The sequence below is a fragment of the Hymenobacter monticola genome, assembly GCF_022811645.1.
GTDB lineage: Bacteria > Bacteroidota > Bacteroidia > Cytophagales > Hymenobacteraceae > Hymenobacter > Hymenobacter monticola.
Map to the genome: position 1 here is coordinate 4,824,848 of NZ_CP094534.1, position 15,696 is coordinate 4,840,543.

The 15,696-nt window shown below is 60.3% G+C and carries 11 protein-coding genes; 5 read left to right on the forward strand and 6 right to left on the reverse strand.

Annotated elements, in window-relative coordinates:
- The first annotated feature begins 10 nt into the window (after positions 1-10).
- Positions 11-1,501, forward strand: a complete 1,491-nt coding sequence (locus tag MTP16_RS20205) for an oligosaccharide flippase family protein (RefSeq protein ID WP_243513167.1) — start codon at positions 11-13, stop codon at positions 1,499-1,501.
- 48 nt (positions 1,502-1,549) lie between these two features.
- Here MTP16_RS20205 and MTP16_RS20210 read toward each other — a convergent pair whose 3' ends face one another.
- The 6 genes from MTP16_RS20210 to MTP16_RS20235 form a co-directional block, all read right to left on the reverse strand.
- Positions 1,550-4,699: an efflux RND transporter permease subunit gene (locus MTP16_RS20210; protein ID WP_243513168.1), complete on the reverse strand. Its 3,150-nt coding sequence runs from the start codon at positions 4,697-4,699 to the stop codon at positions 1,550-1,552.
- Positions 4,700-4,910: 211 nt separating this feature from the next.
- Positions 4,911-8,072: an efflux RND transporter permease subunit gene (locus MTP16_RS20215; RefSeq protein ID WP_243513169.1), complete on the reverse strand. Its 3,162-nt coding sequence runs from the start codon at positions 8,070-8,072 to the stop codon at positions 4,911-4,913.
- A 114-nt stretch (positions 8,073-8,186) separates the two neighbouring features.
- Entirely contained in the window at positions 8,187-9,266 is a 1,080-nt protein-coding gene (locus MTP16_RS20220; RefSeq protein WP_243513170.1) for an efflux RND transporter periplasmic adaptor subunit, read from the reverse strand.
- 111 nt (positions 9,267-9,377) lie between these two features.
- Positions 9,378-10,685, reverse strand: a complete 1,308-nt coding sequence (locus tag MTP16_RS20225) for a TolC family protein (RefSeq protein ID WP_243513171.1) — start codon at positions 10,683-10,685, stop codon at positions 9,378-9,380.
- A gap of 124 nt (positions 10,686-10,809) precedes the next feature.
- On the reverse strand, positions 10,810-11,646 hold the full coding sequence (locus MTP16_RS20230; protein ID WP_243513172.1) for a DUF937 domain-containing protein: 837 nt from the start codon (positions 11,644-11,646) through the stop codon (positions 10,810-10,812).
- Between the two features lie 244 nt (positions 11,647-11,890).
- On the reverse strand, positions 11,891-12,229 hold the full coding sequence (locus tag MTP16_RS20235; RefSeq protein ID WP_243513173.1) for a tetratricopeptide repeat protein: 339 nt from the start codon (positions 12,227-12,229) through the stop codon (positions 11,891-11,893).
- 153 nt (positions 12,230-12,382) lie between these two features.
- Here MTP16_RS20235 and MTP16_RS20240 point away from each other — a divergent pair, with 153 nt between their 5' ends.
- The 4 genes from MTP16_RS20240 (at position 12,383) to MTP16_RS20255 (ending at position 15,683) form a co-directional block, all read left to right on the forward strand.
- Positions 12,383-13,123 carry an electron transfer flavoprotein subunit beta/FixA family protein gene (locus MTP16_RS20240; protein ID WP_243513174.1) on the forward strand — a complete coding sequence of 247 codons (741 nt, stop codon included), beginning with the start codon at positions 12,383-12,385 and terminating at the stop codon, positions 13,121-13,123.
- Positions 13,124-13,241: 118 nt separating this feature from the next.
- Positions 13,242-14,219, forward strand: a complete 978-nt coding sequence (locus MTP16_RS20245) for an electron transfer flavoprotein subunit alpha/FixB family protein (RefSeq protein ID WP_243513175.1) — start codon at positions 13,242-13,244, stop codon at positions 14,217-14,219.
- A 216-nt stretch (positions 14,220-14,435) separates the two neighbouring features.
- Positions 14,436-15,068, forward strand: a complete 633-nt coding sequence (locus tag MTP16_RS20250; RefSeq protein WP_243513177.1) for a bifunctional nuclease family protein — start codon at positions 14,436-14,438, stop codon at positions 15,066-15,068.
- A gap of 84 nt (positions 15,069-15,152) precedes the next feature.
- Positions 15,153-15,683 carry a YfiT family bacillithiol transferase gene (locus tag MTP16_RS20255; RefSeq protein ID WP_243513178.1) on the forward strand — a complete coding sequence of 177 codons (531 nt, stop codon included), beginning with the start codon at positions 15,153-15,155 and terminating at the stop codon, positions 15,681-15,683.
- Positions 15,684-15,696: the final 13 nt, after the last annotated feature.

The following is a 15,696-nucleotide window of genomic DNA, read 5'->3' on the forward strand; positions in this document are numbered from 1 at the left end:
TACATACCGCTTGGGCATCGTTCTTCGCCAGGGTATCCGCAACACCCTGATTTCCTACGTCGGCCTGGCCATTGGCTTCGTCAACACCATTCTGATAATGCCGCGGCTGCTTTCGCCGGCCCAGATTGGCCTGACGGCCAGCGTGCTGCTGCCGCTGGCCACCGTGGGCGCGCAGGTGGCGTCGTTTGGGTTTGCCAACATGGGCATCCGGTATTTTCCGTTTTTCCGCAACCAGGGGCGCAATCACGCGGGCTTTTTTCCTCTGCTGCTGGGGCCGCCGTTGCTGGGGTTCGTGGTGGTGGCACTGGCGCTGCTGGCGGGCAAGCCTTTGCTGCTGCGCTGGTACGACGCGGCCGATGCGGCCCTACTGGCGCCGCACTACCTGGCCGCCATTGCGCTAGCGGGCTGCATCATGCTGGGCTCCTTGCAGGATGCCTACCTGCGCTCGCTCTATCACACCTCGTTTTCCTCGTTTTGCCAGGAAATTCTGCTGCGGCTGGTGCTGGTGGGCGCCGCCGTGGCCTACAGCCAGGGCTACCTCAGCTTCCACGGCTACGTGCTAGCCTATGTAGGGGCCTACGCGCTGGTAGCGGTGCTGCTGGCCATTTACCTCGCGGCCATAGGCGAGTTGCACCTACGGCCCACGCGGGCGGCGCTGCGCATCAAGCCCCTGCGCGAGATGCTGGGTTTTGGAGCTTTTGTGCTGCTGAGCAACATCTCAGGCACAGTGCTGCTCAACATCGACAGCCTGATGGTGGGCGCCAAAGTGAGTTTGGCGGCAGCCGGTATCTACCTCATTGCCACCAACGTGAGCACGGCGCTGGTGCTGCCCTTTCGGGCGCTCTACAAAACGGCCTTTACACTCATTGCCGAATACTGGAAAGAAGGCGATATGGCCAAAATGGCCGACTTCTACCGGCGCAGCACCCGCATCAACACGCTGCTGGGCTGCTACCTGGCGCTGGGCATCGGGCTGAATTTGCCGTTCATCTACGGTCTCATTCACAAGCCCGAGTACGCGGCCGGCACCGGCGCCGTACTATTGCTCCTGGCCGGCCGGCTGTTCGACGGCATCACCGGCGTCAACGGCATCATCGTGGCCACCTCGCCGCGCTACCGCTTCGATTTGGTGTTCAATGTCTCGCTGGCCGCCGCTGTGGTAGTGCTCAACTGGCTGCTGATTCCGCGCATCCAACTGGAAGGCGCGGCCCTGGCTTACTGCATTGCCCTGGTTAGCATCAACACGGCCCGCACCTGGTTTGTGTGGCGCAGCTACGGCATGCAGCCCTTCGATGGGCAGGTTCTGCGCATTCTGCTGGTGGCAGCTGGGGCCGGCTTTGTGGCCTGGGCCCTGCCCGACACCGGCAACGCCTGGCTCACCCTGCTGCTGCGCGGCGGCGTGCTCACGGTGCTGTATGGCGCCGGCGTGCTGCTCACGGGCACCGCCCCGGAGGCCGTGGCTCTGCTGAACAAGATGCGCGGCCGGGACCTTACCCCCTGACTCCCCGCTTTTTGGGAGAGGAGTCAGAGGGTGAGGTCCCCCGCCAGGTTAGGCCCCTACCAACACCGGCTCCGCCTTGCGCCGCCGCTTGGGCGAGGGCCCGTTCTGGTTCATTTCGCGGTAGAAGAAGGCGAAGATGAGCGGGAAAATGAGCAGCGTGAGCACCGTGGCCGTCACCAGTCCTCCGATGACGACGATGGCCAGCGGCTTCTGCGTTTCGGAACCGATGCCGGTGCTGAGGGCGGCCGGGAACAGGCCTATCATGGCCATGAGGGCCGTCATCACTACCGGGCGCACGCGCGAGGCCACGCCGGCCAGCAGGCTGTCGGTCAGGCTCATCTTCTTGCGCAGATTTTCCTTGAACACGGTGATGAGCACAATGCCGTTCTGAATACATATCCCGAGCAGGGCAATGAATCCGATGCCGGCCGAAATGGAGAAGTTGACGCCCGTGATGTGCAGCGCTGCGATACCGCCGATGAGCGCAAACGGCACGTTGGCCAACACCAGCGCCGCGTCCTTGCCGTTGCCGAAGGTGATAAACAGCAAAATGAAAATGATAACCAGCGACACCGGCACCACCTGGCCCAGGCGCTTGGTGGCCCGCACCTGGTTCTCGAATTCGCCGGCCCACTCGATGCGGTAGCCCTTGTCGAGCTTGATGGCCTGTTCCATTTTCTGCTGCGCCTCGGCCACGGTGGAGCCCATATCCCGGTCGCGGATGCTGAACTTCACGGCAATGAAGCGCTGGCCGTTGTCGTGGTACACAAACGCCGGGCCGTTGCTGGTACCAATGTCGGCTATTTCCTTCAGCGCCACCTTGCTGCCACGGATGGTGGGCACGCGCAGCTCGCCGATTTTGCCTTCGGTGTCGCGGGCGTCCTTGGGGTAGCGCACGGTCACGTCGAACTTACGCTCGCCCTCGTAAATCTGGGTGGCGGCCTTGCCGCCCACGGCCATTTCCACCACGGTTTGGGCGTCGGCAGTTTGGACGCCGTAGGCGGCCATGCGGGTCTGGTCGAGCTTCACGCTCATTTCGGGCTGGCCCAGGTTGCGCAAAATGCCCAGGTCCTTCACGCCGCGCACGCTGCTGAGCACCCGCATCACCTCGTTGGCCTTGCCATCAAGCTCCTTGAGGTCGTTGCCGAAAATCTTCACCGCCAGCGCCGCGTTGATGCCGGCCACGGCCTCCTCCACGTTGTCGATGATGGGCTGCGAGTAGTTGAAAATGATGCCGGGGTATTCCTTCAGCTTCTTGTCCATCTCGTCAATCAGCTGCTCCTTGGTGATGTTGCGCTTCCACTCCTCTTTAGGCTTGAGGTTGACCTGCGCCTGCACGTAGTAGATGCCCGAGGGGTCGGTACCGTCGTTGGAACGGCCCGTCTGGCTCAGCACCGACACCACTTCCGGGAACGACCGCAGGATGCGGCGGTAGTTGGCCGCCATCTTGTTGGTCTCGGTCAGCGAGGACGACATCGGCAGCTTGGTTTCCACCCACAGCGCGCCCTCGTTTAGCTCCGGCAGAAACTCCGAGCCCAGGAATTTAAACGAATACAGCCCGGCCACCACCAGCCCCATCGCCACCCCGAAACTCAGCAGCTGGTGGCGGTAGGTGAAGCCAAAGGCCTTGGTCACAATGTTGTCGAAGAAGGTCACAACGGGGTTGTGCTTCTCCTTCACGTTCTTGTTCAGCAGCAGCGAGCACAGCACCGGCACCAGCGTCAGTGTGAGAATAAGCGCGCCAATCAGCGCGAAACCCAGCGTGTAGGCCAGTGGGCTGAACATCTTCCCCTCCACCTTCTCAAAAGCGAAAATGGGCAGCAAGCAGGTCAGAATGATGAGCTTGGAGAAAAACACGGCCTTGCCCAACTCGCCGCCGGTCTTGCGAATGAGCCCGAGCTTGGCCAGCTTATTAAACTTCTCCATGCCCACCTTTTCCGCTTTGTGGTCGAGCACCACGAAAATGCCCTCCACCATCACCACCGCCCCGTCGATAATAATGCCGAAGTCGATGGCGCCCATGCTCAGCAAGTTGGCGCTCATGCCCTTCAGGCGTAGGCACACAAAGGCAAACAACAATGCCAGCGGCACTACCACCCCCACCGTGAGCGTGGTCCGCCAGTCGGCCATGAAAATCAGCACAATGAACGTCACCAGCACAATGCCCTCAATCAGGTTGTGAATCACGGTGTGCGTGCAGTGGTCCATCAGCACGTCGCGGTCGTAGAAGGTTTTGAGGTACACGTCGTTGGGCAGCACCTTTTCGTTGAGCTCCGCAATTTTGGCTTTCACGCGACTCAGCACCTCGGCGGGGTTTTCGCCCTTGCGCATAATCACGATGCCCTCCACCACGTCGCTCTGGTCGTCGAGGCCGGCCTGGCCCACGCGGGGGGCGTTGCTTTCGGTCACCTGGGCCACGTTGCGCACCAGCACGGGCACGTTGTTCACGTCCTTGACGATGATGTTGCCGATGTCTTCGGGCTTGGTGAGCAGGCCGATGCCGCGCACCACGTAGCTCTGCGAGTTCTTCTCAATCACGTCACCGCCCACGTTCAGGTTGCTCTTCTGCACGGCGTCGTACACTTCCAGCGGGGTCATGTCGTACTTGACCAGCATGGCGGGGTTCACGCTGATTTCGTACACTTTACGCGTGCCGCCGAAGGCCGCGATGTCGGCCACGCCGGGCACCGATTTCAGCTGCCGCTCCACCGTCCAGTCCTGAATGGCCAGCAACTCGTTGGTGCTACGGCCGGCGCGGCTCTGCACCGTGTAGCGGAAAATCTCGCCCGTGGGCCCGTACGGCGGCTGCACGTGGGAGTCGCAGCCGGACGGCAGGTTCACGCCGCTCAGCAGGTTGTTCACCTGCTGCCGGGCGAAGAAATCCTCCACGTTGTCCTCGAAGTTTATCTTGAGCACCGACAAGCCGAACATGCTGATGCTGCGCATGTTGCTCTTCATCTGCACCGAGTTCATGGCCACCTCAATCGGCGTGCTCACGAAGCGCTCTACCTCCTCGGCCGAGCGGCCGGGCCAGAGGCTCACGATAATCATCTGGGTGTTCGTCACGTCCGGAAACGCCTCGATGGGTGTGTGCACGTAGCTGTAGGTGCCTCCGGCCACCAGCAGCGCCGTCATGAAGAAGACAAAAAAGCGGTTCTTCAGCGAGAAGGCAACAATGCCGGAAATAAACTTATTCATGAACGAAATCGGGTGGGACCAGGCAGAGAATGAGAATCTGGTGAAAAGTTGATGAAAAATCCATGAGGGTTAGATGAAGCCGCGGGGCATAAAAAAGCCCGCTGCCTGATGAGGCAGCGGGCTTTTTCTTGTAGCGTGGACTCTGCGAGTCCGCGCATCGTTCGCGAAAATCAGGTTGCATAGGGCGCGGACTCGCAGAGTCCACGCTACACTAAGCACCTACTGTTTGGCGGCTGCCGGCACGTTCGGCCGCCAAGTCGTCGCCATAGTGCGTGTGCTCAGCGCGGTAAAAGCGCTCGAACACCAGCGGGAAGATGAAGAGAGTGAGAATGGTACCCGTTATCAGCCCGCCAATCACCACAATGGCCAGCGGCTTGCTCGTTTCAGAACCGATGCCGGTGCTGATGGCGGCCGGCATCAGGCCGATGGTGGCCATTAGCGCCGTCATCACCACGGGCCGCACCCGCGAAATCACGCCTTCGTTGATACTGTGGTCAAGCGTGTGCTTCTTCACCAGGTTTTGCTTGAACACGGAGATGAGAATAACGCCGTTCTGAATGCAGATGCCGAACAGCGCGATGAAGCCAATGCCGGCCGAAATTGAGAAGTTGGTGTGGGTGAGCAACAGTGCCGCGATGCCGCCGATGATGGCAAACGGCACGTTGAGCAGCACTAGCCCGGCGTCTTTCAGGTTGCCAAACAGAATGAACAGGATGAAGAAGATGAGGCCCAGCGAGATGGGCACCACCTGCGTGAGGCGCTGCGTGGCGCGGCGCTGGTTCTCAAAGTCGCCGGTCCATTTCTGCTCGTAGCCGGCGGGCAGTTGCACGTGGCGATTCACCTTTTCCTGCGCCTCGGCAATGGTGGAGCCCATGTCGCGGCCGCGGATACTGAACTTGACGGCGGCAAAGCGGCGGTTGTCGTCGCGGTAAATGAGGCTGGGGCCCGTTACGGAGCCGATGTTGGCAATTTCCGTGAGCGGAATGGTTTTGCCCGACTGCGTGGGCACCATCAGGCCGCTGATTTCGGTGGGCGTCTGGCGGAACTGGGGCTCATAGCGCACGCGGATGGGGAATTTGCGCTCGCCCTCGTAAAGCTGGGTGGCCTCTTTGCCGCCCACGGCCATTTCCAGCACCGCCGCCGCGTCCGACTTGCTCACGCCGTAGCTGGCCATGCGGCTTTCGTCGAGGTCGACGTGGAACTCGGGCTGGCCGATGTTGCGCAGCACGCCCAGGTCGTCGATGCCTTTCACCGTTTTCAGCACCTCGTACACCTCGCGGGCCTTGGCTTCGAGCGTGGCCAGGTCGGTGCCATAAATTTTCACGGCAATGGAGCCCTTCACGCCCGAGGCAGCCTCTTCCACGTTGTCGGTGATGGGCTGTGAGAAGTTGAAGTCCACGCCGGTATACTTGTCGAGCTTGGCCTTCATGCGCTCCACCAAATCCTCGCGGTACACCTTGGATTTCATCTTCTTCTCCACCTCCGGCGTGTGCTTAAGCTGCACCAGGAATTCGTTGTTGTAGAAGCCCGTCGGGTCTGTTCCGTCGTTGGGCCGGCCGGTCTGGCTCACCACGTCGCTCACCTCAGGGAAGCTCAGGAAGTCGCGCCGCATTTGGTTGCACAGCTCATTGCTCGATTGCAAGCTAATGCTCAGCGGCAGCTGGGCCCGCACGTAAATCGAGCCCTCGTTCAGCTCCGGCAAAAACTCTGAGCCCAGAAAGGAGAACGAATACAAGCCCATTGCCGTCACGGCAAAGGCAATGACCAGGCTGGCCGTTTTGCGGGCATAGGTGAAGGCGAAGAAGCGCGCCGCGCCCCGATTCACGGCCCGCACGAAGAAGTTTTCCTTCTCCTTCACGTCCTTTTTCAGCAGGATGCTCACCAGCACCGGCACCAGCGTGAGGGTGAACAGCAGGGCGCCCAGCAGAGCAAAACCCAGCGTCCAGGCCAGCGGGCTGAACACCTTGCCTTCTACTTTCTCAAAGGAGAAAATGGGCAACAAGGCCGTGATAATAATGGCTTTGGCAAAGAAAATTGATTTGCCCATGTCGCGGCCCGACTTCTTAATCAACCCGAGCTTGGAGAGCTTGTTGAACCGCTCCATGCCCATTTCGTGCGCCTTGTGGTCGAGGGCCACAAAGAGGCCTTCCACCATTACCACCGCGCCGTCGATGATGATGCCGAAGTCAATGGCGCCCATACTCAGCAGGTTGGCGCTCATGCCGCGCAAACGCAGGCAGATGAAGGCAAACAGCAGCGCCAGCGGAATAATCACCGACACAATCACCGTCGTGCGCCAGTCGGCCATGAACAGGAATACAATGAGCGTCACCAGCACTATTCCTTCCAACAGGTTGTGAATCACCGTTTCCGTTGAGAAGTCGATGAGCTGCTGCCGGTCATAGAAGGTTTTCATCTTCACGTCGGGCGGCAGGATTTTCGCGTTCAGCTCGGCCACCTTGTCGTGCAGGCGGGAAATGACCTCCGAGGGGTTTTCGCCCTTGCGCATCACCACGATGCCTTCCAGTTTGTCGTCCTCAAAGCCGCGGCCCACCTGGCCCAGGCGGGGCAGGGCGCTTTCGGTCACCTTCGCCACATCGCGCACCAGAATGGGCACGTTGTTCACGTTCTTAATCACCGTGTTGTTGATGTCGCCAATGTTATTGAGCAAGCCGATGCCGCGCACCACGTAGTTCTGCTGGCCCTGGTTGATGACGTCGCCGCCCACGTTGATGTTGGAGCGTTGCACGGCGTTATACAGGTCAAGCGGCGTGAGGCCGAAGTCCTGCAGCTTACCGGGGTTCACCGCGATTTCGTAGGCCTTCACCTCGCCGCCGAAGCTGTTCACGTCGGCCACGCCGGGCACGGCCTTCAGGTTGCGCTCAATCACCCAGTCCTGCAGGGTTTTCAGCTCGCGCACCGTTTTCGTCTTGCTTTCCAGCGTGTAGCGGTAGATTTCGCCGGTGGGGCCATACGGCGGCTGCACGTCGGGCGTGATACCGTCGGGCAGGTCCACCTCGCGCAGCAGGTTGTTTACCTGCGGCCGGGCGAAGGCGTCATCCACGCCGTCGTCGAAAATCACCTTCACCACCGACAAGCCAAACAGGGTGGTGCTGCGCACCGAGGCCTTTTTCTGCACCGGGTTCAGCGCGATTTCGATGGGCACGGTCACGAACTTCTCCATCTCCTCGGCCGAGCGGCCGGGCCACTGCGTGATGATGGTGATTTCGGTATTGGTCACGTCCGGAAACGCCTCGATGGGCGTGTTCCGGTAGCTCACCACGCCCATGATGACGACAGCCAGCGTCAGCAAAAAGACGAAGCCTTTGTTCTTGAGCGAGAAAGCAATGATGCCTTGAATGAACTTATTCATTTTCAGTTCTTAGCAATGAGGATATGATGAAGAAGGAGTCGACTTTAACGGCAACAGTGACCCTGGGCATGGCCGCAAAGCCTGCCCAGAATCACTGCCGAATGGGGAGTTGGGTTAGTCGTTCAGCTCGTCGTACACGAGCAACTGGTCTTTGGCAATGACTACATCACCGGGCTTGAGGCCGGTGCTCACGTAGCTGTAGTCGCCCACGGTTTTGGTGAGCGTTACGGGGCGGGTTTCCACGTGGGTGCGGTCGCGGTACACCATCACGAAGTTGCGGTCCTTGTCAAACACCACCGATTTGGCGGGCACGGCCAGGGCCTTGGCGCCTTCGGTGTTTTCTACGCGTACCTGCGCATACATTTCGGGCTTAAGCAGATAGCCGGGGTTGTCGAGGCGCACGCGCACCTTCATCACCTTGCTGTCGGGGTCCAGCACGTTGAACACCTTGTCGATTTTGCCCCGGAAATGCTTGTCCGGGTAGCTCAGCGTGGTCACGTCGGCGTCGTAGCCCACCTTCACCTTCGAAATGTCCGACTCAAACACGTTGGCCATAATCCAGACGTCATCCAGGTTGCTCACCGTGAACAAGTTGCCCACGTTGTCGTTGTTGAACTGCTCGTGCTCCGTCGCGTTTTTCTCGGTGATGAAGCCCGAGATGGGCGCCTTCAACTCGTACACGCCGTCCTTGCCCACGCCGTACACGCTCAGCTGCTTGCGGTTTTTGCCCACCGTGCCGCGGGCCTTGGTCACTTCGGCGCGGGCCAGCACCACGTCGCGCTCCGAGTTGAGCCCGGCTTTGTACATGTCCTCGGCCACAGCCAGGTTTTTTCGGGCAATGTCATAGTCAGAAGTAGCGGCCGTGGTCTGGTTCTGCACATCGGCAATCTCGCTCGACTTGATAACCGCCAGCACCTGGCCCTTGGTCACCTTGTCGCCGAGCTGCACTTTCAGCTGCTCCACCACGCCGCCCACCAGCGGGTACACCTTCACGGTGTTGTCGCCGTCCGATTGGATTTCGCCGGTCAGCACCAGTTCGTCCTGCACCGGGCGCAGGCGCACTGTGTCCAGCACAATCTGCGACATCATGGTGTCGGAAAGCTTAAAGCCCTCCTTCTTCTCTTCTTTGACTTCGGGTTTGGAGCAGCCAACCAGCGAAACGGCGGTGAGCAATGCAAGAAAGGTGCGGTTCATTATTTGAAGCTGTTAGCTACTAGCGCTTAGCCGTTAGCTTTTGATGAGGTACAGGAAAATGGATTGGCAGAAAAGCCAACGGCTTAAGGCCATCAGCTAATCACTCCCGCCTTATTGGTCGGCCCGGAACACCGGCTTGCCAACGGCAAAATTCAGCTGCTCGAAGGCCCGCACGCGGTTAGCTCGTAGGGTGTTGAGCTGCACCAGGTTGTTCTTATAGGACTCAAAAAAATCGAGGTATTCCACCACGCTCAGGATGCGTTTGGCGTAGCTCTGCTCGATGCCCACCATCAGCCGCGCAAACGGGGCAGTGTCGCGGTCAGTGTTCTGGAAAAGCTCGTCGTTTCGGGCCGCCAGTTGATAAGCCTGGTGCACTTCGTTTTGCACCACCAGCTGCTGCTGGTCCACTTGCAGCTTGCTGGCCGCCACCTGGGCCTTTGCCGCCTGAATGTTGCCCTGGTTGCGGTTGAAAACCGGCACGGCCACGCCCAGCGTCAGGGCGCTGTAGTTGTTGATGTAGTTGCCGGCCTTGTCGTAGGTGTAGCCCACGGTGAGGTCGGGCGCGGCCAGCTTCTGCTGCAGGCGCAGGCTAAGGTTTTGCTGCTCCAGGGTGGCGCGGCGGGCGTTCAGGTCGGTGCGGCGCACCAAGGCCGTGTCCACCAGCGCCTGCTCCGGGTAGCCGTTCAAAGTCAGGTCGCGGGTGCGGCGCGTATCCACCAAAGGCACGTACTGGCTGCCGGTGGCATCGCGCAGCAGCACGTGCAGGTCCGTCTGGTCCGAGGCCACGTCGTTCAGCAACGTCTGTCGCTCACTCTGCAGCGTGAACAAGAAGGCGCGCAGGCGAATCACCTCTTTCAGCGCAATGTTGCCCTTTTCATACTGCGTCTGGTACAAGCCCACGGTGCGCGTCAGCGAAGCTATTTCGGTGGCGTAGGCCCGCAACGTCTGCTGTTTGAAGAATAAGTCGTAGTAGGTAGTGCGCAACTGGTAGCGCAGGTTGCGCAGCAGGTCCTGCAGGTTGTACTGCTCCACCACGGCGCCCTGCTGGGCGGCCTGGCCGGCCGCCTTGCGCCGGCCGGCCAGCGAAAACAACTGCTGAACACTTACCACCGCCTCGCTGGCGGCGGTGCCTTCGGGCACCGTGGGCCGGGTGATGCGGCGTCGCAGCACGTCCTGCTCCACATATATCGTTGGGTTGTCGATGAGCCGGGCCTGCACGGCTTGTGCTTGGGCCACGGTCACATTGTACTGCTGGGCCAGCACGGCCAGGTTGTTCTGGAAAAAGCGTTGCTCGGCATCGGGCAGCGAGAGCCGCACGGTATCAGCTGGGGCGGTGGCCGCGGGCTGGGCTTGGGCCGCTGCCGAACCGGCGGTCAGTAACACGGCCCCCAGCAGGGCAATAAAATGTAGACGAAACATACTCAGCGTTGATTACCCGACAAAGATGAAGGGGCACGCATGAGGATAAAATGAATGATTCTATAGGGCCGCGAACAGGCATAGATACTCGGTGAACCACCCGTTTTGCGGGGCCAAAGCGTGCTTAGAACAACCCCAGCTCCTTTGTTTCGAGCGGGCGGGGCCCGGTTTCGCCTTCCATCTCCTGGCTCACGGCGTTAGCCGGCAGCTGCACCATGGCCGGGTGCGCTGGGGCCTCGTTACCGGCTGCAGTTTCGGCCAGCACGAAACAGAGCATTACCACCCCTCCCACCAAGGCCACCAACGCGCCGTAGCGGCGCACGGTCCAGTCCACCGCCGAACCGGCCCGTTCGCGCATCACCGATGTCAGACTCCGCGCAGGAGGCACCGGCTGCTTTGCCCCGGTAGCCAGGCCGCTCAACCAAAGCAAGCTTACCAGCCCCTGCAGCCCCGCAGGCAGCATGGCCCGCACCGGCCCTTTCAGAGCGGCCAGCTCGGTTGCCAGTCCGGCCGCTTGCAGCTGGCGGCTGGCAGCATATTGGCCCAGCAGGGCCGGCAGCACCGTGCCCACCAGCCGCAGCAAGGTATCGGCCGATTCTGCCCGGATGCCCGCAAATGCTGTAATCGGCTCCACCAGCACCCGGCTGCCGGTGCCAAACAGTTTTTCCAACACGTCGTGGCCCTGCACCAAGCCCGTGGCAGCGCTGCTCCCCATCACCCCCAGTACGCCGGTGGTGGTACTCACATTATAATGCGTGCCCAGCCAGGCCTGGCGGCTTAGGTTGAAAACGGCCTGACGGGCCCCGGCCCCGGCTTGGTTTACCAATCCGCAGAGCACCAGGGGCACTATTCCTCCCAACGCCTTGCTTACGCTCGACTCTGCTTCCCCAAGCCGGCTCGCCACATGACGAACCAGCTCGCGCGAAAAAGCAGCTTTGACGATGTCGAGCAAGCTGGGCATTCTTTATGAATTAGAATGTATCGTGAATAATTTTAACCGAACTTATTTCAAGTAAAATAACTACAGAAAAAATGCACATTCGCGCTTTTCCCGTTGAATAGTACGCTTTGGCGGCCCAACAGTTGAATATAGCCGCCTAAACCTCTTTTCACCCTGTTGAAAAACCTTGCCCGAGGCGCAAAAGGCTGTCAAGCCAATCAACAACTGTTCAGGTTTAAGTCAGCCTTGGGGCGAACCTTGTCGTTTAATCGTCTTCATAGTCCAGCCCCAGGCAGCTGTTTAGTGCCTGCAGCAGTTCGCTGGCGGCGTGCTGCTGGCCGGCCTTGCGAGCCACCACGAGGCCCGTGCGATACACTTTTTCAGCTTCATCTTTCCGGCCAAACTGCTCCAGCAGCTTGCCGGCGTGGTAGTAAGTGCCCACGTAATCGGGGTGCTCGGCCAGTAGTTTCTGGTAGAATTCCCAGGCGCGCTCCGGCTCCTGGGCCCGGTATTCGGTGGCCAAGGCGTAGATGGTGAAGGCGTCGGTGGGGTCGTCCTGGTAGAAAGCGAGCAACTGTTGCAAACGGGTGGGTGGCGTGTTCATCAGGGAGGGAGTTTTGTTTACCTTTGGGGCAAAAATGCGGCTTTTCTACGGCAATTCTGCTTTATTGATTGGCTTTTGGAAACCGTAGAGCCCCTGCTGGTTGTTATGCATGCAGCCTTTTTTCACTGATTCCGCCACCCAAACCCTCTTTCAATGAAGTTTCTGGTTTGTATTTCCAACGTGCCCGACACGACCACCAAAATCACCTTTACGCCCGATAACAAGGAGTTCAACAAGGCCGGGGTGCAGTTCGTGATTAACCCCTGGGACGAATACGCCCTCACCCGCGCCATCGAGCTGAAGGAAGCGGCCGGCAGCGGCACCGTCACCGTCCTCAACGTGGGCGAAGCCGACACCGAGCCCAACATCCGCAAGGCCCTGGCCATTGGCGCCGACGACGCCATCCGGGTGAACGCCGCGCCGACCGACGCCTACTTCGTGGCCGAGCAGATTGCCGCCATCGCCAAGGAAGGCGCCTACGACGTGATTCTGATGGGCAAGGAAAGCATCGACTACAACGGCTTCCAGGTGCACGGCATGGTGGGCGAGATGCTGGGCATCCCGACCGTAGCGCCGGCCATGAAGCTGGACCTGAGCGGCAACACCGCCACGCTGGAGCGCGAGATTGAAGGCGGCAAGGAGATTGTGACCGTGAACACGCCTTTCGTGGCCTCGTGCCAGCAGCCCATGTGCGAACCCCGCATCCCCAACATGCGCGGCATCATGACGGCCCGCACCAAGCCCCTGAAAGTGGTGCCCGCCGTGGGCGAGCCCGCCCGCACCCAGGTGCAGGAGTACGCGCTGCCGCCCAAAAAGCAGGGCGTGAAGCTCATCGATGCCGAAAATGCCGGTGAGCTCATCAAACTGCTCCGCAACGAAGCCAAAGTAATCTAGTTTAGACACGAGACAGTGAGACACGAGAAGTGAGACAGCGTCAGCTTGCTCCTCCTCCAAAGCCGACAAAGTCCGCTTGTCTCACTTCTCATATCTTACCATCTCACTTCTCTAAGAAATGTCTGTATTAGTTGTAGTTGAATGCGCCGATGGCGAAGTAAAAAAGTCGTCGCTGGAGGTGGCCTCCTATGGCGCGCAAGTGGCCGCGCAGCTGGGCACCACCGCCACGGCCATTGCCGTGGGCGAGGCCAATGAAGCCAACCTGGCCAAGCTGGGCGAGCAGGGCATCGCCAAAGTGCTGTACGACGCCGAGCCCCGCCTCAAGGATTTCGTGAACAACGCCTACACCAAGCTCATCGCCACGGCGGCTGAGCAGGAGCAGGCCAAGGTGATTGTGCTGGCCAACAGCAACATCGGTGCGGCCGTAGGCTCGCGCCTGTCGGTGCGCCTCAAGGCCAGCCTGGCTACCAACGTGGTGGAACTGCCCAAGACGGATGGCGGCCAGTTTGTGGTGAAGCGCGGTGCTTTCTCGGGAAAGGCGTTTTCGGACGTGGTGCTGAGCGGCGACCGCAAAATCATTGCCGTGAAGAAAAACTCGACCGAAGCCCAGCACGAAGCCGGCAAAACGGCCGAAGTAGCCAGCTTCTCGGCCCAATTGTCGGACGCTGATTTTGCCGATGCCCCCAAGCAGGTGGTGATGCAGGACCAGGCCGGCGGCGTGCTTCTGCCCGAAGCCGAGCGCGTGGTATCGGGTGGCCGCGGCATGAAAGGCCCCGAGAATTGGAACCTGATTGAGGACCTGGCCAAAGCCCTGGGCGCGGCCACGGCTTGCTCCAAGCCGGTGAGCGACGTGGACTGGCGCCCCCACCACGAACACGTGGGCCAAACGGGCATCACCGTGTCGCCGAACCTGTACATTGCCTGCGGCATTTCGGGCGCCATCCAGCACCTGGCCGGCGTGAACAGCAGCAAGGTCATCGTGGTTATTAACAAAGACCCCGAAGCTCCGTTCTTCAAGGCCGCCGACTACGGCATCGTGGGCGACGTTTTCGACGTGCTGCCCAAACTGACGGCCGCGGTTAAGGCGCTGAACTAAATTGCATTTGATGGATTTGGGGGCCTGAGCCACTGCGTTTCGTCAGAAATTCAGGGCTTGGGCCCCCAATCTTTTTTCGGCTTTCGCGTATTACAAGGCAGGTTTTGGGCGGTCAATGCCCGGACTTTTCTTTATTTGCACGTACATTCTTCCTACCGGCCGCGGCCGGGCCCCTGCCCTCTCTCCAACGCCCCGAAGACACACCGCACCATTCCCTTGAAAAAAATCCAGCTTGAAATCCTGGGCCTGTCGTCCAGCCAGTCGCAGTCTGGCTCCTTTGCCCTGATTCTGGGCGAAAAGGGCGGCAACCGCCGCTTGCCCATCATCATTGGCATGTTTGAAGCCCAGAGCATCGCCATTCAAATCGAGAAAATCAGCCCCAACCGGCCCCTCACCCACGACCTGTTCAAGTCGTTTGCGGAGCACGTGCACGTGGTGATTCTGGAAGTGATTATTTCCGATTTGAAGGAAGGCGTGTTCTACTCGCGCATTGTGTGCTCCGACGGCGCCACTACCTTCGAAATCGATGCCCGGCCTTCCGATGCCATCGCCATTGGCCTGCGCTTCGGCGTGCCGATTTATACCGTAGAGAGCGTGCTGAGCGAAGCTGGTATCATCCTCTCCGACCTCGACGAGGCCGAGGGCGAAGCCGACGACGAGGACGATGAAGACGAAGAAGACGACGACGATACGCCCCGCTCTGGCAGCCGCGCTCAGCTTGAGCCGCGCGAACCCAGCGGCCAGGTGTCGCTTGATGAGCTGACCAAGATGCTGGCCCAGGCCTTGGAAAAAGAAGACTACGAGAAAGCCGCTAAGATTCGCGACGAGTTGAATAAGCGCAACGGCTAGTCCTCCCTCGTTTAAATTGATTGCGCTTCCGTGTAAAAAAGCGCCGCCTCTGCCCGAGGCGGCGCTTTTGCTTTATTTGCGGCCATGAATCCAACCGACGACGCCCTCAAGTACCCCATCGGCCGGCCGCAGCTCCCGACCGCCCCCCTAACCGCCGCTGAGCGCACGGACCTCATCCAGCAAATTGCTGATTTGCCGACCCAACTCACCGCCGCGGCCAAGGCCGTGGACGGCGTGGGCCTGGAGCGCCCCTACCGCCCCGGCGGCTGGAACGGCCGCCAGGTTATTCACCACGTGGCCGACTCGCACATGAACGCCTATGTGCGCTTCCGGCTGGCACTCACGGAAGATAACCCCACCATCAAGCCTTACGAAGAAGCGGCCTGGGCCGAGTTGCCCGACGTGGCGGCCTCGCCCATCACCGTGTCGCTCACGCTGCTGGAGGCGCTGCATTCGCGGTTTGTGAGCTTGCTGCACCACCTCACCGATGAGCAGTGGCAACGCACGTTTTATCATCCGGGCAACCAGCGCACGTCCACGCTGGAGCAGACGCTGGCGCTGTATGCCTGGCACGGACGGCACCACCTGGGGCATTTGCAACTGCTGTTGGCGTAAAAGCGAGTACCCC